General features: G+C 64.7%; 25 protein-coding genes and 2 pseudogenes. 12 read left to right on the top strand and 15 right to left on the bottom strand.

The genetic code is table 11. The annotated features are described in order from the left end of the window. Window positions 1-75 precede the first annotated feature (75 nt). The 3 genes from PKB_RS27945 to PKB_RS27935 all read left to right on the top strand — a co-directional run bounded on the left by PKB_RS27945 (window position 76) and on the right by PKB_RS27935 (window position 2,423). Window positions 76-933 (top strand): NAD-dependent epimerase/dehydratase family protein, encoded by an 858-nt coding sequence (locus PKB_RS27945; protein WP_043256497.1) that lies wholly within the window; start codon window positions 76-78, stop codon window positions 931-933. Further along, window positions 933-1,733, top strand: coding sequence for a helix-turn-helix transcriptional regulator (locus tag PKB_RS27940; RefSeq protein ID WP_043256496.1), 801 nt, complete (start codon window positions 933-935; stop codon window positions 1,731-1,733). The genes PKB_RS27945 and PKB_RS27940 overlap by 1 nt, the downstream gene beginning before the upstream one ends. Before the next feature lie 66 nt (window positions 1,734-1,799). Further along, window positions 1,800-2,423, top strand: a complete 624-nt coding sequence (locus PKB_RS27935) for a LysE family translocator (RefSeq protein ID WP_043256493.1) — start codon at window positions 1,800-1,802, stop codon at window positions 2,421-2,423. Window positions 2,424-2,456: 33 nt separating this feature from the next. Here the strand turns inward: PKB_RS27935 and PKB_RS27930 are convergent, their stop codons facing one another. The 6 genes from PKB_RS27930 to PKB_RS27905 all read right to left on the bottom strand — a co-directional run bounded on the left by PKB_RS27930 (window position 2,457) and on the right by PKB_RS27905 (window position 7,714). After that, entirely contained in the window at window positions 2,457-3,197 is a 741-nt protein-coding gene (locus PKB_RS27930) for a hypothetical protein (protein ID WP_043256492.1), read from the bottom strand. 75 nt (window positions 3,198-3,272) lie between these two features. Next, window positions 3,273-3,653, bottom strand: a complete 381-nt coding sequence (locus tag PKB_RS27925; protein WP_043256486.1) for a RidA family protein — start codon at window positions 3,651-3,653, stop codon at window positions 3,273-3,275. Between the two features lie 23 nt (window positions 3,654-3,676). Further along, window positions 3,677-5,797, bottom strand: coding sequence for a bifunctional GTP diphosphokinase/guanosine-3',5'-bis pyrophosphate 3'-pyrophosphohydrolase (spoT, locus tag PKB_RS27920; protein ID WP_043256484.1), 2,121 nt, complete (start codon window positions 5,795-5,797; stop codon window positions 3,677-3,679). Between the two features lie 51 nt (window positions 5,798-5,848). Then, window positions 5,849-6,115: a DNA-directed RNA polymerase subunit omega gene (rpoZ, locus tag PKB_RS27915; protein WP_043256481.1), complete on the bottom strand. Its 267-nt coding sequence runs from the start codon at window positions 6,113-6,115 to the stop codon at window positions 5,849-5,851. Between the two features lie 89 nt (window positions 6,116-6,204). After that, the gene (gene gmk / locus PKB_RS27910) at window positions 6,205-6,825 is read right to left on the bottom strand and encodes a guanylate kinase (protein WP_043256479.1); all 621 of its coding nucleotides are present in this window, start codon (window positions 6,823-6,825) and stop codon (window positions 6,205-6,207) included. Between the two features lie 25 nt (window positions 6,826-6,850). Beyond that, window positions 6,851-7,714, bottom strand: coding sequence for a YicC/YloC family endoribonuclease (locus tag PKB_RS27905; RefSeq protein ID WP_043256477.1), 864 nt, complete (start codon window positions 7,712-7,714; stop codon window positions 6,851-6,853). Between the two features lie 165 nt (window positions 7,715-7,879). Here PKB_RS27905 and rph point away from each other — a divergent pair, with 165 nt between their 5' ends. Together rph and PKB_RS27895 are read left to right on the top strand one after the other, a co-directional pair. Further along, on the top strand, window positions 7,880-8,599 hold the full coding sequence (rph, locus tag PKB_RS27900) for a ribonuclease PH (RefSeq protein ID WP_043256475.1): 720 nt from the start codon (window positions 7,880-7,882) through the stop codon (window positions 8,597-8,599). A 28-nt stretch (window positions 8,600-8,627) separates the two neighbouring features. Continuing rightward, the gene (locus PKB_RS27895) at window positions 8,628-8,990 is read left to right on the top strand and encodes a DUF4870 domain-containing protein (protein ID WP_043256473.1); all 363 of its coding nucleotides are present in this window, start codon (window positions 8,628-8,630) and stop codon (window positions 8,988-8,990) included. Window positions 8,991-9,044: 54 nt separating this feature from the next. Here the strand turns inward: PKB_RS27895 and PKB_RS27890 are convergent, their stop codons facing one another. Further along, the gene (locus PKB_RS27890; protein WP_043256470.1) at window positions 9,045-9,824 is read right to left on the bottom strand and encodes an exodeoxyribonuclease III; all 780 of its coding nucleotides are present in this window, start codon (window positions 9,822-9,824) and stop codon (window positions 9,045-9,047) included. An 82-nt stretch (window positions 9,825-9,906) separates the two neighbouring features. On the opposite strand from PKB_RS27890, the gene pyrE reads away from it, so the two are divergent. After that, complete coding sequence (gene pyrE / locus PKB_RS27885) at window positions 9,907-10,548, top strand: orotate phosphoribosyltransferase (RefSeq protein WP_043256469.1); 642 nt, start codon at window positions 9,907-9,909, stop codon at window positions 10,546-10,548. 15 nt (window positions 10,549-10,563) lie between these two features. Beyond that, the gene (locus tag PKB_RS27880) at window positions 10,564-11,202 is read left to right on the top strand and encodes a hypothetical protein (RefSeq protein ID WP_043256468.1); all 639 of its coding nucleotides are present in this window, start codon (window positions 10,564-10,566) and stop codon (window positions 11,200-11,202) included. Between the two features lie 10 nt (window positions 11,203-11,212). Here PKB_RS27880 and PKB_RS27875 read toward each other — a convergent pair whose 3' ends face one another. From PKB_RS27875 to coaBC, 5 genes are read right to left on the bottom strand one after another with little or no spacing between them, the layout of a single operon-like run. After that, on the bottom strand, window positions 11,213-11,659 hold the full coding sequence (locus PKB_RS27875) for an acyl-CoA thioesterase (RefSeq protein ID WP_043256466.1): 447 nt from the start codon (window positions 11,657-11,659) through the stop codon (window positions 11,213-11,215). Between the two features lie 56 nt (window positions 11,660-11,715). Beyond that, window positions 11,716-12,621, bottom strand: coding sequence for an acetylglutamate kinase (gene argB / locus PKB_RS27870; RefSeq protein ID WP_043256464.1), 906 nt, complete (start codon window positions 12,619-12,621; stop codon window positions 11,716-11,718). 21 nt (window positions 12,622-12,642) lie between these two features. Continuing rightward, window positions 12,643-15,267 carry a phosphomannomutase/phosphoglucomutase gene (locus PKB_RS27865; protein ID WP_043256462.1) on the bottom strand — a complete coding sequence of 875 codons (2,625 nt, stop codon included), beginning with the start codon at window positions 15,265-15,267 and terminating at the stop codon, window positions 12,643-12,645. Window positions 15,268-15,307: 40 nt separating this feature from the next. Beyond that, window positions 15,308-15,763, bottom strand: a complete 456-nt coding sequence (gene dut / locus PKB_RS27860) for a dUTP diphosphatase (protein ID WP_043256460.1) — start codon at window positions 15,761-15,763, stop codon at window positions 15,308-15,310. 7 nt (window positions 15,764-15,770) lie between these two features. Then, a complete protein-coding gene (coaBC, locus tag PKB_RS27855) occupies window positions 15,771-16,979 on the bottom strand; it encodes a bifunctional phosphopantothenoylcysteine decarboxylase/phosphopantothenate--cysteine ligase CoaBC (protein ID WP_043256458.1) in 1,209 nt (402 codons plus the stop codon). 143 nt (window positions 16,980-17,122) lie between these two features. Here coaBC and radC point away from each other — a divergent pair. Next, window positions 17,123-17,798, top strand: a pseudogene (gene radC, locus PKB_RS27850) (RadC family protein). Window positions 17,799-17,804: 6 nt separating this feature from the next. Here radC and PKB_RS27845 read toward each other — a convergent pair. After that, window positions 17,805-19,376 carry an ABC transporter substrate-binding protein gene (locus PKB_RS27845; protein ID WP_043256455.1) on the bottom strand — a complete coding sequence of 524 codons (1,572 nt, stop codon included), beginning with the start codon at window positions 19,374-19,376 and terminating at the stop codon, window positions 17,805-17,807. A gap of 365 nt (window positions 19,377-19,741) precedes the next feature. Between PKB_RS27845 and rpmB the strand changes: the two genes are divergently transcribed. Then, entirely contained in the window at window positions 19,742-19,978 is a 237-nt protein-coding gene (gene rpmB / locus PKB_RS27840) for a 50S ribosomal protein L28 (RefSeq protein ID WP_009614118.1), read from the top strand. Window positions 19,979-19,989: 11 nt separating this feature from the next. Beyond that, window positions 19,990-20,139, top strand: a pseudogene (rpmG, locus tag PKB_RS27835) (50S ribosomal protein L33); the annotation flags it as partial. A 71-nt stretch (window positions 20,140-20,210) separates the two neighbouring features. Here rpmG and PKB_RS27830 read toward each other — a convergent pair. Beyond that, a complete protein-coding gene (locus PKB_RS27830; protein ID WP_043256453.1) occupies window positions 20,211-20,573 on the bottom strand; it encodes a cupin domain-containing protein in 363 nt (120 codons plus the stop codon). A 270-nt stretch (window positions 20,574-20,843) separates the two neighbouring features. Between PKB_RS27830 and PKB_RS27825 the strand changes: the two genes are divergently transcribed. Next, window positions 20,844-22,337: an aldehyde dehydrogenase gene (locus PKB_RS27825; RefSeq protein WP_043256451.1), complete on the top strand. Its 1,494-nt coding sequence runs from the start codon at window positions 20,844-20,846 to the stop codon at window positions 22,335-22,337. Between the two features lie 160 nt (window positions 22,338-22,497). Further along, entirely contained in the window at window positions 22,498-23,667 is a 1,170-nt protein-coding gene (locus tag PKB_RS27820) for an MFS transporter (RefSeq protein WP_043256449.1), read from the top strand. Between the two features lie 37 nt (window positions 23,668-23,704). On the opposite strand, the gene PKB_RS27815 is transcribed toward PKB_RS27820, so the two are convergent. Further along, entirely contained in the window at window positions 23,705-24,655 is a 951-nt protein-coding gene (locus tag PKB_RS27815; RefSeq protein WP_043248478.1) for an IS110 family transposase, read from the bottom strand. Window positions 24,656-24,710 lie beyond the last annotated feature (55 nt).

Here is a 24,710-nt window from a genome sequence, read left to right as displayed (position 1 = left end):
GGGGCCAAGCATAGCGGCTGCGCCGTTGCGAACCAACCGCGCTACACTCGCAGCCCTTGTGCAGTGGAGGTCGGCATGTCGAGGAAGGTGATGATCGTGGGCTGCGGCGATGTCGGCAGCCGTCTGGGCCGCCAACTGGTCGCCGGTGGCTGGGAGGTGCATGGCCTGCGCCGCAATACCTCAGCGTTGCCCGCCGGCATCCTGCCGGTGCCCGGCGACCTGGGCGCGAGCGCCTGCCCGCCGGCGTGGCCGCAGGGTGAGCTGGACTATGTGGTGTTCAGCGCCGCCGCCAGCCAGCACGACGAAGCCGGCTATCGCGCCACCTATATCGAGGGCCTGCGGCATTGCCTGGGCTGGCTCGAACAGCGTGGGCAGCGGCCGAAACGCCTGCTGTTCGTCTCCAGCAGCGGCGTCTATGCGCAGAAGGACGGCGAGTGGGTGGACGAGGATTCGCCCGCCGAAGCCGAATCCTATTCCGGGCGCGTCATCCGCGAGGCTGAGCAGGTCGCCCTCGCGAGCGGTATTCCGGCGAGCGTGGTACGCCTTACCGGCATCTACGGCCCGGGCCGCGAGTACCTTTTGCGCCAGGTGCGCGAGGGTTATCGCGTGGCCGTCGAGCCGCCGCTTTATGCAAACCGCATCCACGCCGAGGACGCCGCCGGGCTGCTGGCCTGCCTGTTGCGCGCCGATGCGGACGGCAAGGTGCTGGATAACTGCTACCTCGGCGTCGATGACGCTCCGGCGCCGCTCGCCGAAGTGGTGGACTACCTGCGCGGGCTCATGGGCGTCGAACACTGGGCGGCGGAACAGAGCGTGCGCCGCGCCGGCAGCAAGCGCTGCAGCAACGCCCGCGCCCGCGCGTTGGGCTGGATCCCGCGCTACCCGAGCTATCGCGAGGGCTATGCGGCCATTCTCGCCGGGCGCGACGACTGATGGACGCCAACCGGCTGCTGGCGCGTTCCTGGCTGCCGGGCGTGGAGCTGTTCCACGCGGACTTCTCCGGGCAGCCGTTCGGCCGTCACAGTCACGATGCTTTCGCCATCGGCGCGATTCTCCACGGAGCCGGCGGCTACCAGTGCAGGGGCGCGCGCCATGTGCTGCCTGCCGGCACGCTGTCGTTGATGAATCCCGAGGAGCCGCACACCGGCAATGCCGAGAGCGAGCGGCTGGTCTATCGGATGCTGTACATCGAGGAGTCGCGGCTGCTGCCGCTGCTTGGCCGCAAGCAGCTGCCGCGTGGTTTCCAGGCACTCAATCCAGCCGATGACGGCCAGGTCGCCCAGGCATTGGCGCGGGTGGCCGGTGAGTTCGAGCGCAACGACGCGCTGGCGCTGGAGAGTGAGTTGCTGGCGCTGCTGGAGCTGGTCTTCGTCCGTCATGGCGGAATGCGCGAAGCGGCTGCGGCGAGCCGCGACGGTGGTGCCACGGCATTGCTGCGCGACTACCTGGAAACGCACTTCAGTGAAGCGGTGAGCCTGGAGCAGTTGGCCGCGCTGGTGGACCGTCATCCACGCCACCTGATCGAGACCTTCCGTCGCGCCTACGGCGTGCCACCGCATACCTATCTGCTGCAGCGTCGGGTGCGCGAGGCGAAGCGGCGCCTGGTGGAAGGTGCTATGCCCATCGACGTTGCCTTGGAATTGGGTTTCTACGACCAGGCGCACTTCTCGACGACCTTCCGCCGCTTTACCGGCGTCACGCCCGGCCGCTTCCGCAGCGCCACGCGCACCTGAGTTTCTTCCAAGACCGCTGCGCACCCTGCCTTCCAGACTGGCCTCCCTTGTTCCGGGAAGATCGCCATGTTCGCCGCCTTCGCGCTGGTTGCCAGCACTCACTTCGCCGCCCTGCTGTCGCCGGGGCCGGATTTCTTCCTGCTGATCCGTGCCGCGCTGGTTCGCGGCCGGCGCCACGCCGACGGTTGTGCCAGCGGCATCGCCGTGGCCAATCTGGCGAGCATGGGGCTGGTGCTGTTCATCCTTGGCTTGCTGCCGGATGTGGCGCAGCAAAGCTTGCGCCTGGTGCAACTGCTGGGCGGGGCTTACTTCGTCTGGTTGGGTGTTCAGGCCGTGCTGGCGCGACGCGAGCTGGAGATTCCCGTTGAGTCGGGTGCGCCGATGCGCGGCGGATTCTTCCTGGGGCTGCGTGAAGGCTTTCTGGCCAGCAGCCTCAATCCCAAGCTGCCGATCTTCTACAGCGGGCTGTTCGGCTTGCTCGGGCCATTCCATCTGCCGGGCTGGGCGCTGGCGCTGTGCGTGCTGTGGATGGGCGCGGTGGTGCTGTTCTGGGACCTGGCGCTGGTGCGCCTCCTCGACCAACAACGCTGGCGCGGCTGGCTGCAGCGGCGGGTGAGGGCGCTGGATCGCCTGTGTGGCGGGCTGTTGCTGGGGCTGGGGGGCTGGTTGTTGCTGCTGGGCTTGCGCTGAAGGCGCCGCCGGACGTGGGCGGCGCCTGCTCGATCAGTCGCGCTTGAGCAGCCAGACGCGCTGGCCGGGCTGGTACTCGGGCATCTCGTCGGCCTGGGCGCGGTTCACCGCCTCGAAGAGTTCGATCTGGTCGTCTTCGCGCTGGAACAGGTATTCGCGGCCCTGGCGGCCTTGTTGCAGCCAGATGCTGTCGTTGTTGCCGGTCATGGCCGCGCAGTCGCCGGCCAGGCACAGCGCGTAGCGATCGGCGTTGGGCATGCCTTCGATGCGGCCGTCGGGCTGGAAGCTGACCTTGCTGCCCTGGCCCTGGCCTTCGGCGATCACCCAGGTACCCTTGAGGAAGCTGCCGTAGAGCGCGCGTTCGAAGGTCGCTCCGAGGGGTGTCTGTGCCGTGGGCTGTTGCTCGGGGCGGACGAAGCGCTGCTCCGGCCAGTTGTCGCCGCCGACCTGGATCAGCTGCTTGCCGTCCAGCTGCAGGGCTTCCTGTTTGCTGCCGTAGAAGGCTACCTGCCAGCGCTTCTTGTCGGACGGGTCCTGGCTCAGTTGGCCGTCGCCCTTCTCGAAACCGTTGCTGTAGCTGGCCTGGTGGTTCTTGCTGTCGAGCTGCCATTCCAGATTCGGTCCGTACGCCAGCAGCGCTTCGCGCAGCTTGCCGCTCTTGCTGGCGGCGTCGATGGCGGTCTGGTTGATCCAGGTGCCGGACGGGTCGGATGGGGTGCCGGCGCAGCCGGTCAGCAGGCCTAGCAGGGCGCTCAGGACGAGGGCGCGACGCATGCGGGAGTGCTCCTTGCGGACTAACACGGGAAAAGCGAACGGGGCCGCGAGAGGGCCCCGTTCGACAGGTCAGGATTATTCGAGGACGACGATGGCGTCCATCTCGACCTGGGCGCCCTTGGGCAGGGCGGCCACGCCGATGGCGGCGCGCGCCGGGTAGGGCTGGGTGAAGTACTTGCCCATGATCTCGTTGACCTTGGCGAAGTGCGACAGGTCGGTGAGGAAGATGTTCAGCTTGGCGACGTCGTGCAGGTAGCCGCCGGAAGCCTCGATCACAGCCTTGAGGTTCTCGAACACCTGGACGACCTGCTCCTCGAAGCCCTCGACCAGTTCCATGGTCTGCGGGTTCAGCGGGATCTGGCCGGAGACGTAGACGGTGTTGCCAGCCTTGATCGCCTGGGAGTAGGTGCCGATGGCCGCCGGGGCCTTGTCGGTGTGGATTACGGTCTTGGTCATGTCGACTCCTTCGAGGGGTGGGATCAGCTGCGCACGCGGGTGATGCGTACGACACCCTTGAGGGCGCGCAGCTTCTTGATGACGCGGGCCAGGTGCACACGGTCATGCACGCTGACGACCAACTGGACAACGCTGATGCGACCGTCGCGCTCGTCCATGCTGATCTTCTCGATATTGCCGTCGGCGGCGGTGACGCTGGTCGCCAGCAGGGCGATCAGGCCGCGCTGGTGTTCCAGCTCGACGCGCAACTCGACGTTGAATTCGCCGGTGACATCCTTGGCCCAGCTGAGCTGGATGCATTTTTCCGGGTTGTGGCGGATATCGAGGATGTTCTTGCAGCTTTCCAGGTGCACCACCATGCCCTTGCCGGCGGACAGGTGGCCGACGATGGGATCTCCCGGGATCGGCGTGCAGCACTTGGCGTAGCTCAGCACCAGGCCCTCGGTACCGCGGATCGCCAGCGGCCCTTCGGCGCTCGGCGCGCTGCTGACGCCTTCGCCCTCGCTGGAGAGCAGGCGGCGCGCGACCACGTACGCCATGCGGTTGCCCAGGCCGATCTCTTCGAGCAGGTCCTCGAAGACTTCCATGCGGTACTCGGCGAGTACCGCCTGGATGCGCTCCTGCGGAATCTTATCCAGGTGGCTGTCGAAGCCGGCCAGGGTCTTGTTCAGCAGGCGTTCGCCCAGGCTGATGGACTCCGAGCGGCGTTGCAGCTTGAGCGCATGGCGGATGTGCGTACGTGCCTTGCCGGTGACCACGAAGCTGAGCCAGACCGGGTTCGGCCGGGTGCCCGGCGCAGTGACGATCTCCACCGTCTGGCCGCTCTGCAGCGGTTCGGACAGTGGCGCCAGGCGGCGGTTGATGCGGCAGGCGATGCAGCTGTTGCCGACGTCGGTATGCACCGCGTAGGCGAAGTCGACGGCCGTGGAGCCCTTGGGCAGCTCCATGATGCGGCCCTTGGGCGTGAAGACGTAGACCTCGTCCGGGAACAGGTCGATCTTCACGTTCTCGATGAATTCGAGGGAGTTGCCCGCGCGTTGCTGCAACTCGAGGATGCCTTTGACCCACTGGCGGGCGCGGGCGTGGGTGCCTTTCTGCGCCTCTTCCTCGCTGGACTTGTACAGCCAGTGCGCGGCGATGCCGTGGTTGGCCATCTCTTCCATCTCGCGGGTGCGGATCTGGATCTCGATGGGCACGCCGTGCATGCCGAACAGCGTGGTGTGCAGCGACTGGTAGCCGTTGGCCTTGGGAATCGCGATGTAGTCCTTGAAGCGCCCGGGGAACGGCTTGTACAGGTTGTGTACGGCGCCGAGCACGCGGTAGCAGGTGTCTACCTTGTCGACGATGATGCGGAAGGCATAGACGTCCATGATTTCGTTGAACGCCCGGCGCTTGCCGCGCATCTTCTTGTAGATGCTGAACAGGTGCTTCTCGCGGCCCAGGACCTGGCCTTCCATGCCCTCGCGGGCGAGGCAGTTGACCAGCGACTCCTGGATCTTGCCGACGATCTCGCGACGGTTGCCGCGAGCCTTCTTCACCGCCTGGCGGATGCGCTCGGAGCGCATCGGGTGCATGGCCTTGAATCCCAGGTCCTCGAACTCAACGCGCATGCTGTGCATGCCCAGCCGGTTGGCGATGGGCGCGTAGATTTCCAGGGTTTCCTTGGCGATGCGCCGGCGCTTCTCGCCGGACAGCACTTCCAGGGTGCGCATGTTGTGCAGGCGGTCGGCCAGCTTGACCAGGATCACGCGGATGTCGCGCGCCATGGCCATGGCCATCTTCTGGAAGTTCTCGGCTTGCGCCTCGGCCTTGGACTCGAAGTTCATCTGGGTCAGCTTGCTGACCCCGTCCACCAGCTCGGAGACGGTTTCGCCGAACTGCGCGGTGAGCGCTTCCTTGGCGATGCCGGTGTCCTCGATCACGTCATGCAGCATCGCGGCCATCAGGCTCTGATGGTCCATGTGCATATCGGCGAGGATGTTGGCTACGGCGAGCGGATGGGTGACGTACGGCTCGCCGCTGCGGCGGCGCTGGCCGTCGTGGGCCTGCTCGGCGTAGTAGTAGGCGCGGCGGACCAGGTTGACCTGGTCCTCCGGGCCGAGGTAGCTCGAAAGCCGGTCGGCGAAGGCATCTATGCTCGGCAAGGGAGCACCCCCTGCCGAGTGGACGGCTGCGGTCGTCGGCCGGACATCGACTTACAGGGCCTCGTTGTTGGCCTCGTCTTCGAAGGCAGCGAACAGCGGCTCTTCTTCAACCACGTCCTCCTGCTGAACGATTTCAGCATCGACCAGGCCCGAAGCGATCTCGCGCAGGGCGACCACGGTGGGCTTGTCGTTTTCCCAGGCTACCTTCGGCTCTTTGCCGCCGGTGGCCAGTTGGCGAGCGCGCTTGGTGGCGAGCATGACCAGCTCGAAACGGTTATCGACGTTGTCCAGGCAGTCTTCGACGGTGACGCGGGCCATGGTGTTCCTCGTTGCGGAAAATTGAACCCGGATGCCCGGGCGGACTGGATAGTCTAAAAAATCGCCAATCTTTATGGAAGAGCCGTTTGTTATGCCGACGGCGCCAGCAATTCGCTCAGCAGCTCCGCGTGGCGCTTCTGCTGGGCGTCCTGGCGCAGCTGGCGGGCGCGGAAGATCGCCTTGAGGTCTTCCAGAGCATGGGCGAAGTCGTCGTTGATCACCAGGTGATCGTATTCGACGTAATGGCTCATTTCGCTGACAGCTTCGCGCATTCGTCGCTCGATCACCTCGTCGCTGTCCTGGCCTCGGTTGGTCAGGCGCTGGCGCAGGGCCTGCTGGCTGGGCGGCAGTATGAAGATCGACTGCGCGTGCGGCATCAACCGGCGGACCTGCTGGGCGCCTTGCCAGTCGATCTCGAGGATCAGGTCCAGGCCTTCGGCGAGGGTCTTCTCGATCCAGCGCTGGGAGGTGCCGTAGAGATTGCCGAACACTTCGGCGTGCTCGAGGAACTCGTCGCGCTCGAGCATGGCGGCGAAGGTGTCGCGGCCGACGAAGTGGTAGTTCACCCCGTCCACCTCGCCCGGACGCATGCCGCGGGTGGTGTGGGAGACCGAGACGCGCACGCTGGGCATGGCTTCGAGCAGGGACTTCACCAGGCTGGTCTTGCCGGCGCCGGAGGGAGCGGAAACGATGTAGAGGGTGCCGGACATGGCGCAATTCCTGGGTATTCGGGGGTTATTCGATGTTCTGGACCTGTTCGCGCATCTGCTCGATCAGGACTTTGAGGTTCACGGCAGCCTGCGTCGAGCGCGGGTCGAACGCCTTGGAACCGAGGGTGTTGGCTTCGCGGTTGAGCTCCTGCATGAGGAAGTCCAGGCGTCGGCCGGCGGCGCCACCGGCCTTGAGCACGCGGCGCACTTCGGCGATGTGCGTGCTGAGGCGGTCGAGCTCTTCGGCGACGTCGCTCTTCTGCGCCAGCAGGACCATTTCCTGCTCCAGGCGCTGCGGGTCGGCTTCCAGCTTCAGCTCGGCGAAGCGGTCGAGGATCTTCTGCCGTTGCAGGCCCAGCATCTGCGGGACCAGCTCGCGCAGATTGGCGACTTCTTCCTGCATGCTGCCCAGGCGTTCGTCGATGATCCGCGCCAGTTCGGCGCCTTCGCGGGCGCGGCCGGCCTTGAGCTCGTCCAGGGCCTGGTTGAACGCGGCGAGGGCGTCGGCGTTGAGCGCTTGAGGATCGGCGGCGTCGCCCACCAGTACGCCGGGCCAGGCCAGTACGGCCAGCGGGTCGATCGGCGCCGGCTGGCGGATCAGCGCGGCGACGCCTTCGGCGGCGGTGACCAACTGCGCGGCACGTTCGAGATCGACCTGCAGCGGCTTGCCGGCGGTGTCCTCGACATAGCGCAGGGTGCACTCCACCTTGCCGCGCGACAGGCCCTGGCGCAGGGCTTCGCGTACCGCGCCTTCGAGATCGCGGAAGCTTTCCGGCAGGCGCAGGTTGGGCTCCAGGTAGCGGTGGTTCACCGAGCGCAGCTCCCAGCTCAGGGTGCCATTGGTCCCGGCCCGTTCGATGCGGGCGAAGGCGGTCATGCTGTGCACCATGGGGCTACCTCTCTGTGATTCCAGCGCAGACGACGAATTGTCATCCTGAACCGGCAATTGTACCCCAGCGGCGTCGGCAGCCGCACGCCGATGGTGGTTGCAGGGCCCGCCGGGCCTCTATAATGGCCGCCAATCCCCGATTCACACTGCTTACAGGAAGTCTCCATGAACCGTCCCAGTGGCCGCGCAGCCAGCCAGTTGCGCCCGATCCGCATCACCCGCCACTACACCAAGCACGCCGAGGGTTCGGTGCTGGTGGAGTTCGGCGATACCAAGGTGATCTGCACCGTCAGCGCCGAAACTGGCGTACCGCGCTTCCTCAAGGGACAGGGCCAGGGCTGGCTGACCGCCGAGTACGGCATGCTGCCGCGCTCTACCGGCGAGCGGGACGCGCGTGAGGCGAGCCGTGGCAAGCAGGGTGGCCGTACCCTGGAGATCCAGCGCCTGATCGGCCGTTCGCTGCGTGCTGCGCTGGACCTCACCAAGCTCGGCGAGAACACCCTGTACATCGACTGCGACGTGATCCAGGCGGACGGCGGTACCCGCACCGCTTCCATCACTGGCGCCACCGTTGCGCTGATCGATGCGCTCGCCGTGCTCAAGAAGCGTGGCGCGCTCAAGGGCAACCCGTTGAAGCAGATGGTCGCCGCGGTTTCCGTGGGTATCTATCAGGGCGTTCCGGTGCTGGACCTGGACTACCTGGAAGACTCCGCTGCCGAGACCGACCTCAACGTAGTGATGACCGATGCCGGTGGCTTCATCGAGGTCCAGGGCACCGCCGAAGGTGAGCCGTTCCAGCCGGCCGAACTGAGTGCAATGCTGGAGCTGGCGCAGCAGGGCATGCAGGAAATCTTCGAACTGCAGCGCGCTGCGCTGGCCGATTGAAGGCACGAGTAGCCAAGGAGGAAGCGCAATGGAAGACGAACTGCAGGCTCGGCCGAGCCAGGACGCCCGGCAATGGGCGATGTTCTGCCATTTCGCCGCCTTCCTCGGCCTGGTGTTTCCCTTCGGCAATCTGCTCGGGCCGCTGATCGTCTGGCAGATCAAGCGCGAGTCCGATCCTTTCGTCGACCGTCAGGGCAAGGAAGCGCTGAACTTCCAGATCACCGTCAGCCTGGCGCTGCTGGTGAGTTTTTTCCTTTGCCTGGTAGTGATCGGCTTTCTGCTGCTGGCGCTGGTCAGTGTCGGTGCGCTGGTACTGACGGTCATCGCCGGGATCAAAGCCAACGAGGGGCGTGACTACCGCTATCCCTTCACCTGGCGGCCGCTCAAGTAGTACGCAGCGCAATGAAAAAAGCCGGCTATCAGCCGGCTTTTTCGCGCCTGGGGCTCAGATGCTGAGCGACCAGTCGTAGTCGATGATCAACGGCGCATGGTGCGAGAAGCGCGGCTGCCGGGGCAGCTTGGCGCTGCGCACGAATCGACGCAGGCCCGGCGTGAGGATCTGGTAGTCGAAGCGCCAGCCGAGGTTGAGCATCTCGGCCTGCTCGCTGTCGGGCCACCAGCTGTACTGGTCGCCTTCGCGGTTGACCTCGCGCAGGGCGTCGACGTAGCCCATGTTGCCGAAGACCTCGTCCATCCAGCCGCGCTCGGGCGCGAGGAAGCCGGGCATCTGCTGGCATTCGCGCCAGTTCTTCACGTCCAGCTTGTTGTGGGCGAGGTACAGCGACCCGCAATAGATGTATTCGCGGCGCTTGCGACGCTGCTTGTTCAGGTACTGGGCGAAATCGTCCATGAACTTGAACTTCTGGTTCAGGTTCTCATCCCCTTCTTGCCCGCTCGGCAGTAAGAGGCTGGCGATACTCACCTTATCGAAATCGGCTTGCAGGTAGCGCCCGTAACGATCGGCCGTCTCGAAACCCAGCCCGCTTATGACGGCCTTGGGTTGCAGACGGCTATAGAGTGCGACGCCGCCCTGGTTGGGCACTTCGGCATCGCAGGCGTACAGGAAGTAGCCATCCAGTTGGTAGGACGGGTCATCCAGATCGAAAGCGGAGGCGCGGGTATCCTGCAAGCAGATCACGTCGGCATTCTGGGCTTGCAGCCAGCTGAGGAGTCCTCGCTCGGCGGCAGCCTGAATACCATTCACGTTCACACTGATGATCCGCATAAATGGCCCCCAAAATCACGTGTGTGTATGATACCCGAGCTCAAACGGTTTAGCTAAATTCATACCCGCCGGTTCTATTCCCATGCAGGCATATCAACGCGATTTCATTCAATTCGCCATCGAGCGCGGTGTACTGCGCTTCGGCGAGTTCACCCTCAAGTCCGGGCGCACCAGTCCGTATTTCTTCAATGCCGGTCTGTTCAATACGGGAGTGGCACTGGCCAAGCTGGGGCGCTTCTATGCCTCGGCCATCGTCGATGGCGGTATCGACTTCGACGTGCTGTTCGGCCCCGCCTATAAAGGAATTCCGCTCGCCGCCGCTACAGCGGTAGCGCTGGCCGAGCAGCATGGCCGCGACCTGCCCTGGTGCTTCAACCGCAAGGAAGCCAAGGATCACGGCGAAGGCGGCACCCTGGTGGGCGCCCCGCTGCAGGGTCGCGCGCTGATCATCGATGACGTGATCACTGCTGGCACCGCGATCCGGGAGGTCATGCAGATCATCGACGCCCAGGGCGCCAAGGCTGCAGGCGTACTGATCGCGCTGAACCGCCAGGAGCGCGGCAAGGGTGAACTGTCGGCGATCCAGGAAGTGGAGCGCGACTTCGGTATTCCGGTGGTCAGCATCGTGTCGTTGGAGCAGGTACTGGAGTTCCTCGCCGGCGACGCCGAACTGAAGCGTCACCTGCCTGCCGTCGAAGCTTATCGCGCACAGTACGGAATCTGATCGGGAAAATCGCACATGGCCAAGCAGAGAACTTTCCTTAGAGGAGTGTTGTTGGGACTGCTGGTCATTGGGCTGGCCGGTGGGGTGCAGGCGGCAAACTCCACAGGTAAGCCGTCTTCCAGCGGTGGCATTGAGATGTACCGCTACGTCGACGACAAGGGCGTTACCGTGATCGATCGGTTGGGCGTTCCGCCGCAGTACATCGGCAAGGGCTACCAGGTGCTCAATGAGCAAGGCCGGGTAATCCGCGAGGTGCCGCCGGCACCGACGCCGGAAGAGCTCAAGGCACGCAAGGCCGAAGCGGCCCAGGCAAGTTCCGACGCCCAGCTGCTGCGGATGTACACCAGCGTGCAGGATGTCGATAGCGCCCGCGATCGCAAGCTGGCCGAACTCGATGGCTTGAGTAGCGTGACCAAGGCCAACTTGATGTCACTCAAGACTCAGCAGGCGAACCTGCAGTCCCAGGCGGCCGATCAGGAGCGCGCCGGCCGCCAGGTTGCTGCACCTCTGGTCGATCAATTGAACAACCTGAAGGACGAAGAGCAGCGTCTGGAAGGTGAAATCGCCCGCTACCAGCAGCTGCGTGCCCAGGCCAAAGCCTCCTTCGAAGCCGACCGCGCACGCCTCGCGCAATTGCTCGGCGCCTCGCGCTGACGAGCTGCCGTCACTCCGCTGGCGGCGTACGCTCAAAGGCCCTGATCCGTTCGCGTAGCCAGTCCGGAACCGGCTGGCTCTGCCGTTCCTCGTCGGCATAGACGTAGATCAGTTCACCCAGGGTAAGCGGCTGCTCCTCGCGCCAGATGGCGACCTGGAAAGTCAGGCTGCTACGGCCCAGGCGCAGCACGCGTACACCCATCTCCAGCCAGTCGTCGTAACGCGCCGGTGCGAAGTACTCGAGCGTGTTCTTCACCGCGAACAGGTCGCCGCCGCCACGCAGCAGATCCGCTGGGTAGCTCACGTCCAGGTTGCGGTAGTACTCGGTGGTGGCGACGTCGGTGTAGATCAGGTAGTTGCCGTTGAAGACGATGCCTTGCGGGTCGACTTCCGCCCAGCGCACGCGCAGGCCATGGAAGAAACTGAAGTCACCGCGAGAGGGGAAGACTGAAGGCATGATGGCCTCCGGGGCGGGGAGGAAGCCGCCATGGCCGGGGCCATGGCGGCAAAGGGTCAACTGTGCTTGCGGTTGGTGATCAGAGTGCCGACGCCGATGTCGGTGAAGATCTCCAGCAGCACCGCATTGGGTACGCGGCCGTCGATGATGTGTGCGCTGGTCACGCCACCCTGCACCGCTTCCAGGGCGCAGCGGATCTTCGGCAGCATGCCGCCGTAGATGGTGCCGTCGGCGATCAGGCTGTCGACCTGTTCGGTGGTCAGGCCCGTGAGAACCTGGCCCTGTTTGTCCATCAGGCCGGCGATGTTGGTCAGCAGCATCAGCTTCTCGGCTTTCAGCGCCTCGGCCACCTTGCCGGCCACCAGGTCGGCGTTGATGTTGTAGGACTCGCCATTGGCACCGACGCCGATGGGCGCGATCACCGGAATGAAGTCGCCTTTGACCAGCATGTTCAGCAGGTCGGTATTGACCCCGGTGACTTCGCCCACGTGGCCGATGTCGATGATTTCCGGCTTGGTCATCTCCGGCGTCTGGCGGGTCACGGTGAGCTTCTTCGCGCGAATCAGCTCGGCGTCCTTGCCGGTCAGGCCGATGGCGCTGCCGCCATGGCGGTTGATCAGGTTGACGATGTCCTTGTTCACCTGGCCGCCGAGGACCATCTCCACCACGTCCATGGTCTGCGCGTCGGTGACGCGCATGCCATCGATGAAGTGGCTCTCGATCGACAGGCGATTGAGCAGGTCGCCGATCTGCGGGCCGCCACCATGCACCACCACCGGGTTGATGCCGACCGCCTTCATCAGCACCACGTCGCGGGCGAAGCTGTTCTTCAGCTCGTCGGTTTCCATGGCGTTGCCGCCGTACTTGATGACCAGCGTCTTGCCGACGAAGCGGCGGATGTACGGCAGGGCTTCGGCAAGGACGCGGGCGACCTGGGCGGCGTCATCGCGGCTTTGGGACATGGTGCAAGGCTCCGAGAAGAATCAGAAGGGAATGGTCAGGGCGGGATCGACCGCCTTGAGTTGGCTGCGGAACACGTCCTTGATGCGTTCCAGTTCGGCTTCGGAGTCCGCCTCGAAGCGCAGTACCAGCACCGGGGTGGTGTTGGAGGCGCGGACCAGGCCCCAGCCTTTCGGGTAATCGACACGCACGCCGTCGAGGGTCGTGAGGTTGGCTTCGCCCCATTGGCCGTTGCGCTGCAGCGCATCGATCAGGGTGAACTTGCTCTCGTCGGTGACGGTGATGTTGATTTCCGGAGTTGAGACGTCCAGCGGGAAGGCAGAGAACACATGCTCGCTGTCACGTTTGTCCTGGCTGATGATCTCCAGCAGACGAGCGGCGCTGTAGATGCCGTCGTCGAAGCCGAACCAGCGCTCCTTGAAGAAGATGTGGCCGCTCATTTCGCCGGCCAGCAGGGCGCCGGTTTCCTTCATTTTCTTCTTGATCAGCGAGTGGCCGGTCTTCCACATCACTGGACGACCGCCGTAGCCGCTGATCAGCGAGATCAGGCGACGGGTGCATTTCACGTCGAAGATGATGTCGGCGCCCGGGTTGCGCGAGACCACGTCCTTGGCGAACAGCATCAGCAGGCGGTCGGGATAGATGATGGTGCCTTCGTTGGTCACCACGCCGACGCGGTCGCCGTCGCCGTCAAAGGCCAGGCCGAGGTCGGCGCCGGTTTCCTTGACCTTGGCGATCAGGTCTTCCAGGTTTTCCGGCTTGCCCGGATCCGGGTGGTGGTTGGGGAAGGTGCCGTCGACGTCGCAGAACAGCGGGATCACGGTGCAGCCCAGGGCTTCGATCAATTGCGGGGCGATCACGCCGGCAACGCCGTTGCCGCAGTCGACCACCACCTTCAGCGGCTTGGCCAGGGGGATGTCGTCACGAATCTGCTTGAAGTAGCGCGGCAGGATGTCGACCTGCTGCACGCTGCCGACACCGCTAGCCAGGTCGTTGTTCTCGATGCGCTCGCGCAGGGCCTGGATCTGCTCGTTGGCCAGGGTCTCGCCGGCGACGACGATCTTGAAGCCGTTGTAGTTCGGCGGGTTGTGGCTGCCGGTGAGCATCACGCCCGACTTGCCTTCCAGGACGTTGGCGGCGAAGTACAGCACCGGGGTCGGCACCATGCCGATGTCGGTGACCTGGCAGCCGCAGTCGAGCAGGCCTTGGATCAGCTGCTGCACGAGCTCGGGGCCGGACAGGCGGCCGTCGCGGCCGACGTTCACACAGGGCTCGCCGCGAGCCAGGCTCTCGGAGCCGATGGCGCGGCCTACCCAGTAGGCGGTCTCGGCGGTCAGGGTGTCGCCGACCACGCCGCGGATGTCGTAGGCGCGGAAGATGCTGGCGGGCAGTTGCGGGGCTTTAGGCGTGCTCATAGCGGGGTTTTGCTCCAATCCCAGGAGATCCTGGTCTTCATCAAGAATGTCGATATCCAGAATGTCGGTGTTCTGGAACAGCGGGTCGACCAGCTGTGTTTCGGGGGTGGCTGCTGCCCGGACGTAGGCTTCGGCCTTGACCGGAACGGCTTCGATCGGGGCAACGGGGCTGGCGGTGCCATTGCCGTTTCCATTGGTTTCCGTTTTGCGGCGTGGCTGGCGGGCCAGTGCCTGGGCCAGCGGCTGCAGGACCGACAGGCTCAGCTCAGGAGCTTTGGCACTGCGTTGGCCGCCGAGTTCCTGGATGAACTGGCCGAGCGTCTGGGCGTCGATGCGCAGGCGGCGTTGCAGGCCACCGACGCTGAGGTAGATGCCCAGCAGGCCGCCGCTCAGCGCGAGCAGCGTGGCGATGGCGAGCAGAGCCGGCGAGTAGAGCGTGGCAGTGATGCTCTGGCCGGGAACGAAGCTGAGTTGCCAGTTCGGGTTGCCGCTGCTCAGGTTGAGCGCCGGTGCATCGCTGGCCTCGCCGCGCTGAAGTAGTGTCTGGGCAGGCGAATTGCCGAACTTCTGCGCGAGGGTCAGCTGGCCGACGTCCGAAGCCATGGGTGGCAGGGCGTTGAGTAGGCGTTGCAGATCGACTACCAGCAACAGAGTGCCCTGGACGCTGTTGTCCTGGGCGCGCAGCGCGGTGGCGCTGTAGACCAGCCAACGCTGGCCGTTGCGATAGGCTTCTGGCGCAACGCTCTGGCCCATTTCCACGCGATGCAACATGTCCAGCGCGGCGTAGTTGAGCGGACCTGGCCGATTGGCATCCTGCGTGGCTGCGCCGTTGGCGTTCAGATAGACGTCCAGCAGCCCGTCCATGTGACCATGGGCGAGTGTGCTTTCCAGCGCATGCGAGCGGGTCGGATCGCTCAGTGCAGGCAACAGGTCGGGGTTGCTCGCCATGGCGCGGGTGTCTGCAGCGAGCTGCGCCAGGGCTTGACGCAGCGAGCCGGCCTGGCTCTCTGCCCATGCGCCAGCGAGCTGCTGGCGATGGGTCTGCTCAGCACTGCCGAACAGCGTGCCCCAGAGCAACGCGCCTGCGGCGGCGACGCCGAGCACCGAGACGCCGAATGCCGGCAGCAGCGACTTCAGCTCGGGTCTGGCGCCCGGGCCGCTACGCGCGACCTTCGGCATGCTGACTTCCGGCAACTCGGCCGTGTCCTTGGCGGTGCGTTGGAAAAGTTTCACGCAACGTCTCCTCGGCGAATCGTCCGTAATTGGGGGAGGGTCAGTGGCTGCCGGAGTGCCCGAAACCGCCGGCACCGCGCTGGCTTTCGTCGAAGCTTTCGACCAGCTCGAAGTGCGCCTGCACGACCGGAACCAGCACCAGCTGGGCGATGCGTTCGCCGATGGCGATGGTGAACGGCGTTTGGCCGCGGTTCCAGCAGGAAACCATCAGCTCGCCCTGGTAGTCCGAGTCAATCAGCCCGACCAGGTTACCCAGCACAACGCCGTGCTTATGGCCCAGGCCCGAACGCGGCAGCACCAGAGCAGCGAGGCCCGGATCGGCGATGTAGATCGACAAGCCGGTGGGGATCAGCAGGGTCTGGCCCGGCTCGAGGACGGTGTCTTCCTTGAGCATGGCGCGCAAGTCGAGGCCGGCGGAGCCAGGCGTGGCGTATTGCGGGACGGGGAATTCAGTGCCCAGGCGCGGGTCGAGGATCTTGGCTTGCAGGGAATGCATCGGGTTCTCAGTGTCGTTTCAGGCGGTCGGCGATGAAGGCGATCAGCTGGCGGGCGATCTTGCCCTTGCTGGTCTGGGCGAAGGCATTTTCGTGCAATTCGCGGTCGATCACGGTGATCGCGTTCTCTTCGCTGTTGAATCCGATCGAGGGGTTGGCCACGTCGTTGGCCACGATCAGATCGAGGTTCTTGTCCTTCAGCTTGCGCGAGGCATATTCCAGCAGGTTCTCGGTCTCGGCGGCGAAGCCGACGCTGAACGGTCGGTCGGCGCGCTGCGCCAGGGTGGCGAGGATGTCCGGATTGCGCACCAGCTGCAGGAGCAGGCCGTCGCCCTTGGTCGGGTCTTTCTTCAGCTTTTGCGAAGCCACGACTTCCGGGCGGTAGTCGGCTACCGCGGCGGCGGCGATCAGCACGTCCGCCGGCATCGCCGCTTCGCAGGCAGCCAGCATGTCGCGGGCGCTGACCACGTCGACGCGGGTCACCCGGTCGGGTGTGGGCAGATGCACCGGGCCGGTCACCAGGGTCACGCGCGCGCCGGCTTCGGCGGCGGCCTCGGCGAGGGCGAAGCCCATCTTTCCGGAGCTGTGGTTGGTGATGTAGCGCACCGGGTCGATGTTTTCCTGGGTCGGGCCGGCGGTGATCAGCACGTGCTGGCCGGTCAGGTCGAGGACCTGGAAGCAATCGGCGGCGCGCTGCGCCAGCTCTTCGGCTTCGAGCATGCGTCCGGGGCCGACGTCGCCGCAGGCCTGGCTGCCGGCGGCAGGGCCGAAGAAGTGGAAACCGCGGCCGCGCAGCAGCTCGGCGTTGCTCTGGGTCGCCGGGTCGCGCCACATGGCCTGGTTCATCGCCGGAGCGAGGGCGATCTGCGCGTCGGTGGCCAGCACCAGGGTGGTCAGCAGGTCGTTGGCCACGCCCTGGGCGAGGCGTGCCATGACGTCGGCCGTAGCCGGGGCGATCAGCACCAGATCGGCCCAACGGGCCAGTTCGATGTGGCCCATGGCCGCTTCGGCGGCGGGGTCGAGCAGGTCCAGGTGCACCGGGTGGCCGGACAGCGCCTGGAGGGTCAGCGGGGTGATGAATTCACGGCCGCCCTGGGTCATCACCACGCGGACTTCGGCGCCCTGGTCGCGCAGACGGCGGACCAGTTCGGCGCTCTTGTAGGCCGCGATACCGCCACCTACGCCAAGGACGATGCGTTTACGAAAGAGCCGCTGCATAGGCCCGCCTTGATAATCGGAAATGGATGACGCGCGTCAGGGCCGGAAGCGCCTCCCCAGGTTTCCGACCGCGCGAAGAGGACGGGCTAAGATAGCACAGCGCCCGCGCCGGCACAGTGGGCCCCTTTCCCGAGTGAAACCTCATGAGTATTCGTCTATGGCCCGCGGCGGAACGGCCCGCGGGAAAAACTGCTGGAACAGGGTGTTGCGAGCCTCAGCGATGCCGAGCTGTTGGCAATTTTCCTGCGTACCGGCGTCACCGGTTGCAGCGCGGTGGACCTCGCGCGCCGGCTGCTCGGTGAATTCGGCAGCCTGCGTGCTCTGCTGGAGGCCGATCAGGCGACTTTCAGCAGTCATCTTGGCCTGGGGCGGGCAAAGTACGCGCAGCTGCAGGCCGTTCTGGAAATGGCCCGGCGCCACCTGGCTGAGCAGTTGCGCCGCGATTCGGCGCTGGAAAGCCCACAGGCCGTGCGCGATTTCCTCAAGGCCCGGCTACGTCATGAGCCCCATGAAGTGTTCGCCTGCCTGTTCCTCGATAGTCGCCATCGCGTGCTGACCTTCGAGGTGCTGTTCCACGGTTCGATCGACTGCGCCAGCGTCTATCCGCGCCAGGTGGTGAAGCGCGCACTGGCGCACAACGCGGCGGCGCTGATTCTCGCCCACAACCACCCTTCGGGTGTGGCTGAGCCCAGCCACTCCGACCGCGTGCTTACCCAGCGGCTGAAAGACGCGCTGGCGCTGGTCGATGTGCGTGTGCTCGACCACTTCGTGGTTGGCGACGGCGACCCGCAGTCCATGGCCGAGCTGGGCTGGGTCTGAGCGCGTTTAGAAGCTGACCTTGGAGAAGTCCTGGCGACCGAAGGGGCTCACCGCGTAACCCTTGACCTCTTTGCGCAGCAGCGTGGTCGCCGTGGGGTGCGCCAGCGGCAGCCACAGCGCCTGGTCGTGGATGATGCGCTGGGCGTCCTCGTAGAGGGCGCTGCGCTTTTCCTGCTCGCTCAGCGCCTTGCCCTGGCTGATCAGGCCGTCCAGCTTGGCATCGCAGAAGCGCGCGAAATTCAGTCCGGACTTCACGCTGGCGCAGGAGAATTGCGGAGTCAGGAAGTTGTCCGGATCACCGTTGTCGCCTGCCCAGCCCATGAACAGCAGGTCGTGCTCGCCGGCCTTGGCGCGGCGGATCAGCTCCCCCCATTCGATGACCTGGATCTGTGCCTGGATGCCGACTTTGGCCAGGTCGGCCTGTAGCACTTGAGCCCCCACGCTGGGGTTGGGGTTTAGCAGGCTGCCGCTGGGGCGGGTCCAGATGGTGGTCTTGAACCCGTCCTTCAGGCCCGCCTGGGTGAGCAGTTGGCGGGCTTTGTCCAGATCATGCGGGTAGGCCGAGATGTCCTTCGCGTAGCTCCAGGTGTTCGGCGGGTAGACGCCCGTGGCCGGCGTGGCGCTGTCGCCAAATACCGACTTCAGGTAGCTCTGGCGATCGAAGGCGAGGTTGATCGCCTGGCGTACTTCGGGCTTGTCCAGGGGCGGGTGTTGGGTATTTAGGGCGACGAAGGCGGTCATGAAGGCAGGCGTGCGCTCGATGCGCAGGGCCGGGTCCTTGGCTGCTTCCTCGACATCCAGCGGTTTTGGAGACAGGGCGATCTGGCACTCGCCGCGTTTGAGGCGCTGCAGGCGCACGTTGGCGTCCGGGGTGATGGCGAACAGCAGGTTATCCACAGCCGGCTTGCCGCCAAAATAGTCGGAGTTGGCCGCGTAACGGATCACGGCATCTTTCTGGAAACTGCGCAGGACGAAGGGTCCGCTGCCGATCGGCTGGCTGTTGAGCTTCTCCGGGGTGCCGGCCTTCATCAGCTGATCGGCGTACTCCGCAGAATAAATGGAGGCGAAGCCCATGCTGAGCATCGCCAGGAAGGTGGCGTCGGGGTGGCTGAGGGTGAAGCGCACCTGGTGCTCGCCGACCTTCTCGAGGCCTTTTATCAGGCTCGGCAGCTGCATCGACTGGGCATGGGGGAAGCCGCTCTGCGCCACCTTGTGCCAGGGGTTGGCCGGATCGAGCATGCGCTGGAAGCTGAACAGCACGTCGTCGGCGTCCAGCGCACGGCTGGGCTTGAAGTAGTCGGTGCTGTGGAACTTCACGCCTTCGCGCAGCCGGAAGTCATAGGTCAGGCCGTCCGCCGAAACCGTCCAGCTCTGCGCCAGGCTCGGCACGACTTTGGCCTGGCTCGCGTCGAACTCCACCAGGCGGTTCATCAGCACGTCGGCCGAGGCGTTGGTGGTGGTCAGGGCGTTGAACTGGACCACGTCGAACCCGTCCGGACTGGCTTCGGTGCACACGCTGAGCGTGCTGGCGCCGGCCAGGGCGGGGGCAAGAAGGAGGGCGAGGGGAAGCAGACGCATGACGGACTCCGGATCTGGTGGGAAAATGCCCGTCCCGTGGGCTGGGCGCAGTCATGCAAGGCCGTTGTCGGCCTTGAAGCGGGTACCTTAGGCCAAGCGGCCGGAGGCGACAACGGCGGGAATCGACGAACGGTACGAGTACGGAGCCGCGATGGCGCTGGCTCGGCATGTGGATAAGCCGCTGTTACCCTTGCGACACTAAGAGCCTTTCTGATATAAAGCTGCGCTCTTTTCTGGGGCCCTGCCCGTTGACCTGGTTTCAGGTAGCGAATAGGCAGGTAAGACCCGGGTGAAACTGAGTATCCAACGAGTTCAAGCAGCCAACCCATGCCGGGTTTGGCATGTGGTTTACAGAGGGCTGAGCCATGTCGAGAGTTTGCCAAGTGACCGGTAAGGGTCCGGTTACTGGGAATAACATTTCCCACGCACACAACAAAACCCGTCGCCGTTTCCTGCCGAACCTGCAGCATCACCGTTTCTGGGTCGAGTCCGAGAAGCGTTTCGTGCGTCTGCGCGTTTCCGCTAAAGGCATGCGTATCATCGACAAGCGTGGTATCGAGGCCGTTCTGAACGACCTGCGCGCCCGCGGCGAAAAATTCTAAGGAGCACAGTCATGCGTGAACTGATCCGTTTGGTGTCCAGCGCCGGTACCGGCCACTTCTACACCACCGACAAGAACAAGCGCACCAAGCCTGAGAAAATCGAGATCAAGAAATTCGATCCGGTTGTTCGCAAGCACGTGATCTACAAGGAAGCCAAGATCATTTTTTGCCTGAAGAAAAGTCGCAGGCAAAAAAAACCCCGCCATCGGCGGGCTTTTTCCGTTCGAGGAAGTCAGGCCTTCTGCTCGAACATCACGTAGACCTTGCGGCACGGCTCGATCACTTCCCAGGTGCCCTTCAGGCCGGCCGGGATGACGAAGCGGTCGCCGGCGCGCACAGTCTTGGCGCCGCCGTTGCTGTCGCGGATCACCGAGACGCCCTGGAGGATCTCGCAATACTCGTGCTCGGTGTAGTTGATGGTCCACTGGCCGATGTCGCCTTCCCAGATGCCCACGTTGAACTGGCCACACGGGCTGCCGTAGTGGTTGCGCACGCTTTGCGCCGGGTCGCCCTTGAGGATCTTCTCCGGGGCGGGGCGGTAGTGCTCGGCCTCGGTGCCTGCCTGGGCGAAGTCGACGATCTGCTCGATGTTCATGCTGAGTCTCGTTTCTTGTGGATTGTTCTTAGGCTCCGCGGGCTTCGGGCGTGCCCGGAAGGAGGCGGATTCGCCGGAGTCTATGTTTAATAAAACGAACGTGACAAGGCGTTTTGGCGGCAAAGTGTCAAAAATATTGAAAATTCGCCCACTCCGGTTTAGGGTGGCGGACAGCGTGGCCAGTGCGCCGCCTTGCAGAATTTCTGACAGCGCGCCCCTCCTGCGGGCGCCGGAACTTCGATAAGTAATTCAATAAGAGGACAAGTTGTCATGGGTAACCTCACTCGCGCCGATTGGGAAGCTCGCGCCCAGAACCTGAAGATCGAAGGCCGCGCCTTCCTCGACGGCCAGTACGTCGATGCCGCCGACGGCAAGACCTTCGACTGCCTGAGCCCGGTGGATGGCCGCTTCCTGGCCAAGGTCGCCAGCTGCGACGCCGCCGACGCCGAACGCGCCGTACAGGTTGCCCGTGCCACCTTCGAATCTGGCGTCTGGTCGCGCATGGCGCCGGTCAAGCGCAAGAAAGTCATGATCCGTTTCTCCGAGCTGATGCTCGAGCACGCCGAAGAACTGGCGCTGCTGGAAACCCTGGACATGGGCAAGCCGATCAGCGACGCGCTGAACATCGACGTCTCCGGTGCCGCCAACAGCATCCGCTGGAGCGCCGAAGCGATCGACAAGATCTACGACGAAGTCGCCGCCACTCCGCACAACGAACTGGGTCTGGTCACCCGCGAGCCGGTCGGCGTGGTTGCTGCCATCGTGCCGTGGAACTTCCCCCTGCTGATGTCCTGCTGGAAGCTCGGCCCGGCGCTGACCACCGGTAACTCGGTGATCCTCAAGCCGTCCGAGAAGTCGCCGCTGACCGCCATCCGCGTTGCTCAGCTGGCCATCGAGGCCGGCATCCCGAAAGGCGTGTTCAACGTCCTGCCGGGCTTCGGCCACACCGTCGGCAAGGCCCTGGCCCTGCACATGGATGTCGACACCCTGGTGTTCACCGGTTCGACCAAGATCGCCAAGCAGCTGATGGTCTATGCGGGCGAGTCGAACATGAAGCGCGTCTGGCTGGAAGCCGGCGGTAAGAGCCCGAACATCGTCTTCGCTGACGCCCCGGATCTGAAAGCTGCTGCCGAATCCGCCGCCAGCGCCATCGCCTTCAACCAGGGCGAAGTCTGCACCGCCGGTTCCCGCCTGCTGGTGGAGAAATCCATCAAGGCCGAGTTCCTGCCGCTGGTGATCGAAGCGCTGAAGGCCTGGAAACCGGGCAATCCGCTGGACCCGGAAACCACCGTCGGTGCGCTGGTCGACACCACCCAGATGAACAACGTCCTGGGCTACATCCAGGCTGGCCACGACGACGGCGCCAAGCTGGTTGCCGGCGGCAAGCGCACTCTGGAAGAGACCGGTGGCACCTATGTCGAGCCGACCATCTTCGACGGCGTGACCAACGCCATGCGTATCGCCCGTGAAGAAATCTTCGGGCCGGTCCTGTCGGTGATCGAGTTCGAAGACGCCGAAGAAGCCGTGCGCATCGCCAACGACACCCCGTACGGCCTGGCCGCTGCGGTGTGGACCAGCAACCTGTCGAAAGCGCACCTGGTCGGCAAGGCCCTGCGCGCCGGCAGCGTGTGGATCAACCAGTACGACGGCGGCGACATGACCGCTCCGTTCGGTGGCTTCAAGCAGTCGGGCAACGGCCGTGACAAGTCGCTGCACGCCTTCGACAAGTACACTGAGCTGAAAGCTACCTGGATCAAGCTGTAAGACGATTCAGGCTGCGCAAGGTCGGCCCTGGGCAACGGGGCCGGCTCTGACAAGAGCCATACCCGCGGCCGGGTTTCCTTAGGGGAGCCCGGCCGTTTTGCATTGCGCGCCGGGTGACTTCTGGCCCGGAGTGCGCTCCGGATGGAACGGGAGAACGACAATGCGTTGGGGTCCTTATTTCGCTGTCTGCCTATCGGTCATCAGCATCGGCCTCGCCCTGGGCCTGACCATGCCGCTGGTATCCCTGCGCCTGGAAGGCTGGGGCTACGGCAACTTCGCCATCGGTGTGATGGCCGCGACGCCCGCCGCCGGCGTGCTGCTCGGCGCACTTATTGCCGGTCGTCTCGCTGCGCGGATCGGTACGCCGCGGCTGATGCGCTGCTGCCTGCTTAGCGGCGCCTTTTCCATCGGCCTTCTGGCGCTGCTGCAGAGTTATCCGATCTGGCTGGTGCTGCGCCTGCTGATCGGCGTGCAGCTGACCGTGGTGTTCATCCTCGGCGAAAGCTGGATCAACCAGCTGGCGATCGAGAAGTGGCGTGGCCGCCTGGTTGCGCTGTATGGCACCGGCTATGCGCTGAGCCAGCTCTCCGGCCCGGTTCTACTGACCTTCATCGGCACTGCTGACGATCGCGGGTTCTGGATCGGCGTAGGCCTGCTGGTATGCGGCTCGTTGCTGTTGCTGGGCCGTGGCGGCGCACCCAAGGTCGATCCGCACAGCGCCTCCGGCCGCGGCCTGTTCGCCTTTTGCGCCAAGCTGCCGGCGATCGCGTGGGCGGTGGTCCTGTTCGCCGGCTTCGAGGCGATGATCCTGACCCTGCTGCCGGTCTACGGCGTGCGCCAGGGCTTCAGTCAGGCGGTGGCGCTGAGCATGGTGACGGTGGTGGTGGTCGGCGATGCGTTGCTGCAGCTGCCAATCGGCTGGCTGGCCGACAGGGTCTCCCGGCAGAGCCTGTTCCAGGCCTGCGGCGTCGTCCTGCTGCTCAGCAGCCTGGGCATCCCGCTGCTGCTCCACGGTCCGGCGATCTGGCCGGTGCTGGTGCTGTTCGGCGCCAGCGCGGGCGGGTTGTTCACGCTGTCGCTGATTCTCATCGGCGAACGCTATCGCGACGACCAACTGGTCCGCGCCAACGCGCACATCGCACAGCTCTGGGGGATTGGCTGCCTGATCGGTCCGCTGACCACCGGCGCAGTCAGCCAGTGGGTGAGCGGCCATGCGTTGCCACTGATGATGGCGCTCGGCGCTTTCGGCTTCGTCATCCTGGTCTGGCGCAAAGGGCTGCCGCCGGTCGAAGTGCAGGGGAGTGGGCTGCCTGAGGCGAGTGGGCGCTAGGTCCGGCGCCAACGTTTGCCTTTACCTGTAGGAGATTCTATGTCAATGACGGCTCCTGCTTTGGAGGCTGGTAGCTGGTCTGGGATTGCATCAGGGCAAAGGCAATTCGGGCTAATTTGCGGGCGAGGATAGTCAGGGCCTCGATCTTCTTCAGGCCGCGCGCCAGGTAGCTTTGGTAAAGGGCCTGCCAGCGCTGCGTGCGCGCTGCCGCCATGGCCGCGTTGTGGAGCAGCCGACGGATTTCAGGGTCCCCTTGCTTGGTCAGCTTTCGTCGGCCGCTATAGCGGCCGGACTCCTTGAGCCGCACATCCAATCCGATAAAGGCGATGAAGGCATCGCTATTGCGAAAACGTCCCCGCAGAAATGCCAGGTTCAGGGCCGCTGCCGTCAGCGGTCCGATCCCTTCGATGGCCTGGCAGCGCTTGCTTTGCTCCATTAGGCCAGCCTCTCGCAGCGCCTGTTGAATCTCTTTCTCCAGGCGTGACTCCAGTGTGGCCATTTGCTTGAGAACAGGCTTTAGCGCCTTGGCCAAGGAGCGATCCTGGGAAAAGCTCTGGCGCAACGAGATGGCGCTACGGACCAGTGCAGCACGCCGATGCAGCAGTGTCTGCAGGCGGCAGTAGGCCTTGCTCGGCGGCTGCCAAGGCTCCAGTTGCGCTTGTTCGTGGGTCAGGTAACGGGCCAGCAGCAGGGCATCGCTGCGATCATCCTTGTTTCGCCCACCAATCCCCTTGCGGTAGTTGCTCAGGCGAAAGCCATTGATGACGTAGATCCGATGTCCCCGCGCATGCGCCAGGGTCGCAACATCCATGTGATAGGTGCTGGTCGCTTCGATCGCGATGGCGCAGCAGGGCGGAAGGGTTTTCAGCCAGGCCTTGATTGTGCGGACGTCATTGGCCAGTTCGAATACTTCGCCCGAGCGTGTATCGCAGAGGCTCAGCGACTCCTTGGCGACATCGATACCGATAACCGGAACTTGGCTTGTCATGGGGTTCTCCGACAGTGAAGATGGTCCAACCTGTCGGGAGCTCACATTGGCGCAG

The organism is Pseudomonas knackmussii B13 (assembly GCF_000689415.1).
GTDB lineage: Bacteria > Pseudomonadota > Gammaproteobacteria > Pseudomonadales > Pseudomonadaceae > Pseudomonas > Pseudomonas knackmussii.
This window is presented reverse-complemented; position numbering and strand designations above follow the sequence as displayed.

What these genes read in the sequence shown, in the direction of transcription:
- PKB_RS27930 (WP_043256492.1), bottom strand. Translation starts at nt 3,197, where the DNA reads ATGCGTCGCGCCCTCGTCCTGAGCGCCCTGCTAGGCCTGCTGACCGGC.
- PKB_RS27820 (WP_043256449.1), top strand. Translation starts at nt 22,498, where the DNA reads ATGCGTTGGGGTCCTTATTTCGCTGTCTGCCTATCGGTCATCAGCATC.
- rpmB (WP_009614118.1), top strand. Translation starts at nt 19,742, where the DNA reads ATGTCGAGAGTTTGCCAAGTGACCGGTAAGGGTCCGGTTACTGGGAAT.
- PKB_RS27895 (WP_043256473.1), top strand. Translation starts at nt 8,628, where the DNA reads ATGGAAGACGAACTGCAGGCTCGGCCGAGCCAGGACGCCCGGCAATGG.
- PKB_RS27830 (WP_043256453.1), bottom strand. Translation starts at nt 20,573, where the DNA reads ATGAACATCGAGCAGATCGTCGACTTCGCCCAGGCAGGCACCGAGGCC.
- PKB_RS27825 (WP_043256451.1), top strand. Translation starts at nt 20,844, where the DNA reads ATGGGTAACCTCACTCGCGCCGATTGGGAAGCTCGCGCCCAGAACCTG.
- PKB_RS27925 (WP_043256486.1), bottom strand. Translation starts at nt 3,653, where the DNA reads ATGACCAAGACCGTAATCCACACCGACAAGGCCCCGGCGGCCATCGGC.
- PKB_RS27875 (WP_043256466.1), bottom strand. Translation starts at nt 11,659, where the DNA reads ATGCCTTCAGTCTTCCCCTCTCGCGGTGACTTCAGTTTCTTCCATGGC.
- PKB_RS27890 (WP_043256470.1), bottom strand. Translation starts at nt 9,824, where the DNA reads ATGCGGATCATCAGTGTGAACGTGAATGGTATTCAGGCTGCCGCCGAG.
- PKB_RS27905 (WP_043256477.1), bottom strand. Translation starts at nt 7,714, where the DNA reads ATGGTGCACAGCATGACCGCCTTCGCCCGCATCGAACGGGCCGGGACC.
- PKB_RS27935 (WP_043256493.1), top strand. Translation starts at nt 1,800, where the DNA reads ATGTTCGCCGCCTTCGCGCTGGTTGCCAGCACTCACTTCGCCGCCCTG.
- PKB_RS27815 (WP_043248478.1), bottom strand. Translation starts at nt 24,655, where the DNA reads ATGACAAGCCAAGTTCCGGTTATCGGTATCGATGTCGCCAAGGAGTCG.
- PKB_RS27940 (WP_043256496.1), top strand. Translation starts at nt 933, where the DNA reads ATGGACGCCAACCGGCTGCTGGCGCGTTCCTGGCTGCCGGGCGTGGAG.
- PKB_RS27845 (WP_043256455.1), bottom strand. Translation starts at nt 19,376, where the DNA reads ATGCGTCTGCTTCCCCTCGCCCTCCTTCTTGCCCCCGCCCTGGCCGGC.
- argB (WP_043256464.1), bottom strand. Translation starts at nt 12,621, where the DNA reads ATGTCCCAAAGCCGCGATGACGCCGCCCAGGTCGCCCGCGTCCTTGCC.
- coaBC (WP_043256458.1), bottom strand. Translation starts at nt 16,979, where the DNA reads ATGCAGCGGCTCTTTCGTAAACGCATCGTCCTTGGCGTAGGTGGCGGT.
- gmk (WP_043256479.1), bottom strand. Translation starts at nt 6,825, where the DNA reads ATGTCCGGCACCCTCTACATCGTTTCCGCTCCCTCCGGCGCCGGCAAG.
- PKB_RS27880 (WP_043256468.1), top strand. Translation starts at nt 10,564, where the DNA reads ATGGCCAAGCAGAGAACTTTCCTTAGAGGAGTGTTGTTGGGACTGCTG.
- pyrE (WP_043256469.1), top strand. Translation starts at nt 9,907, where the DNA reads ATGCAGGCATATCAACGCGATTTCATTCAATTCGCCATCGAGCGCGGT.
- PKB_RS27945 (WP_043256497.1), top strand. Translation starts at nt 76, where the DNA reads ATGTCGAGGAAGGTGATGATCGTGGGCTGCGGCGATGTCGGCAGCCGT.
- rph (WP_043256475.1), top strand. Translation starts at nt 7,880, where the DNA reads ATGAACCGTCCCAGTGGCCGCGCAGCCAGCCAGTTGCGCCCGATCCGC.
- dut (WP_043256460.1), bottom strand. Translation starts at nt 15,763, where the DNA reads ATGCATTCCCTGCAAGCCAAGATCCTCGACCCGCGCCTGGGCACTGAA.
- rpoZ (WP_043256481.1), bottom strand. Translation starts at nt 6,115, where the DNA reads ATGGCCCGCGTCACCGTCGAAGACTGCCTGGACAACGTCGATAACCGT.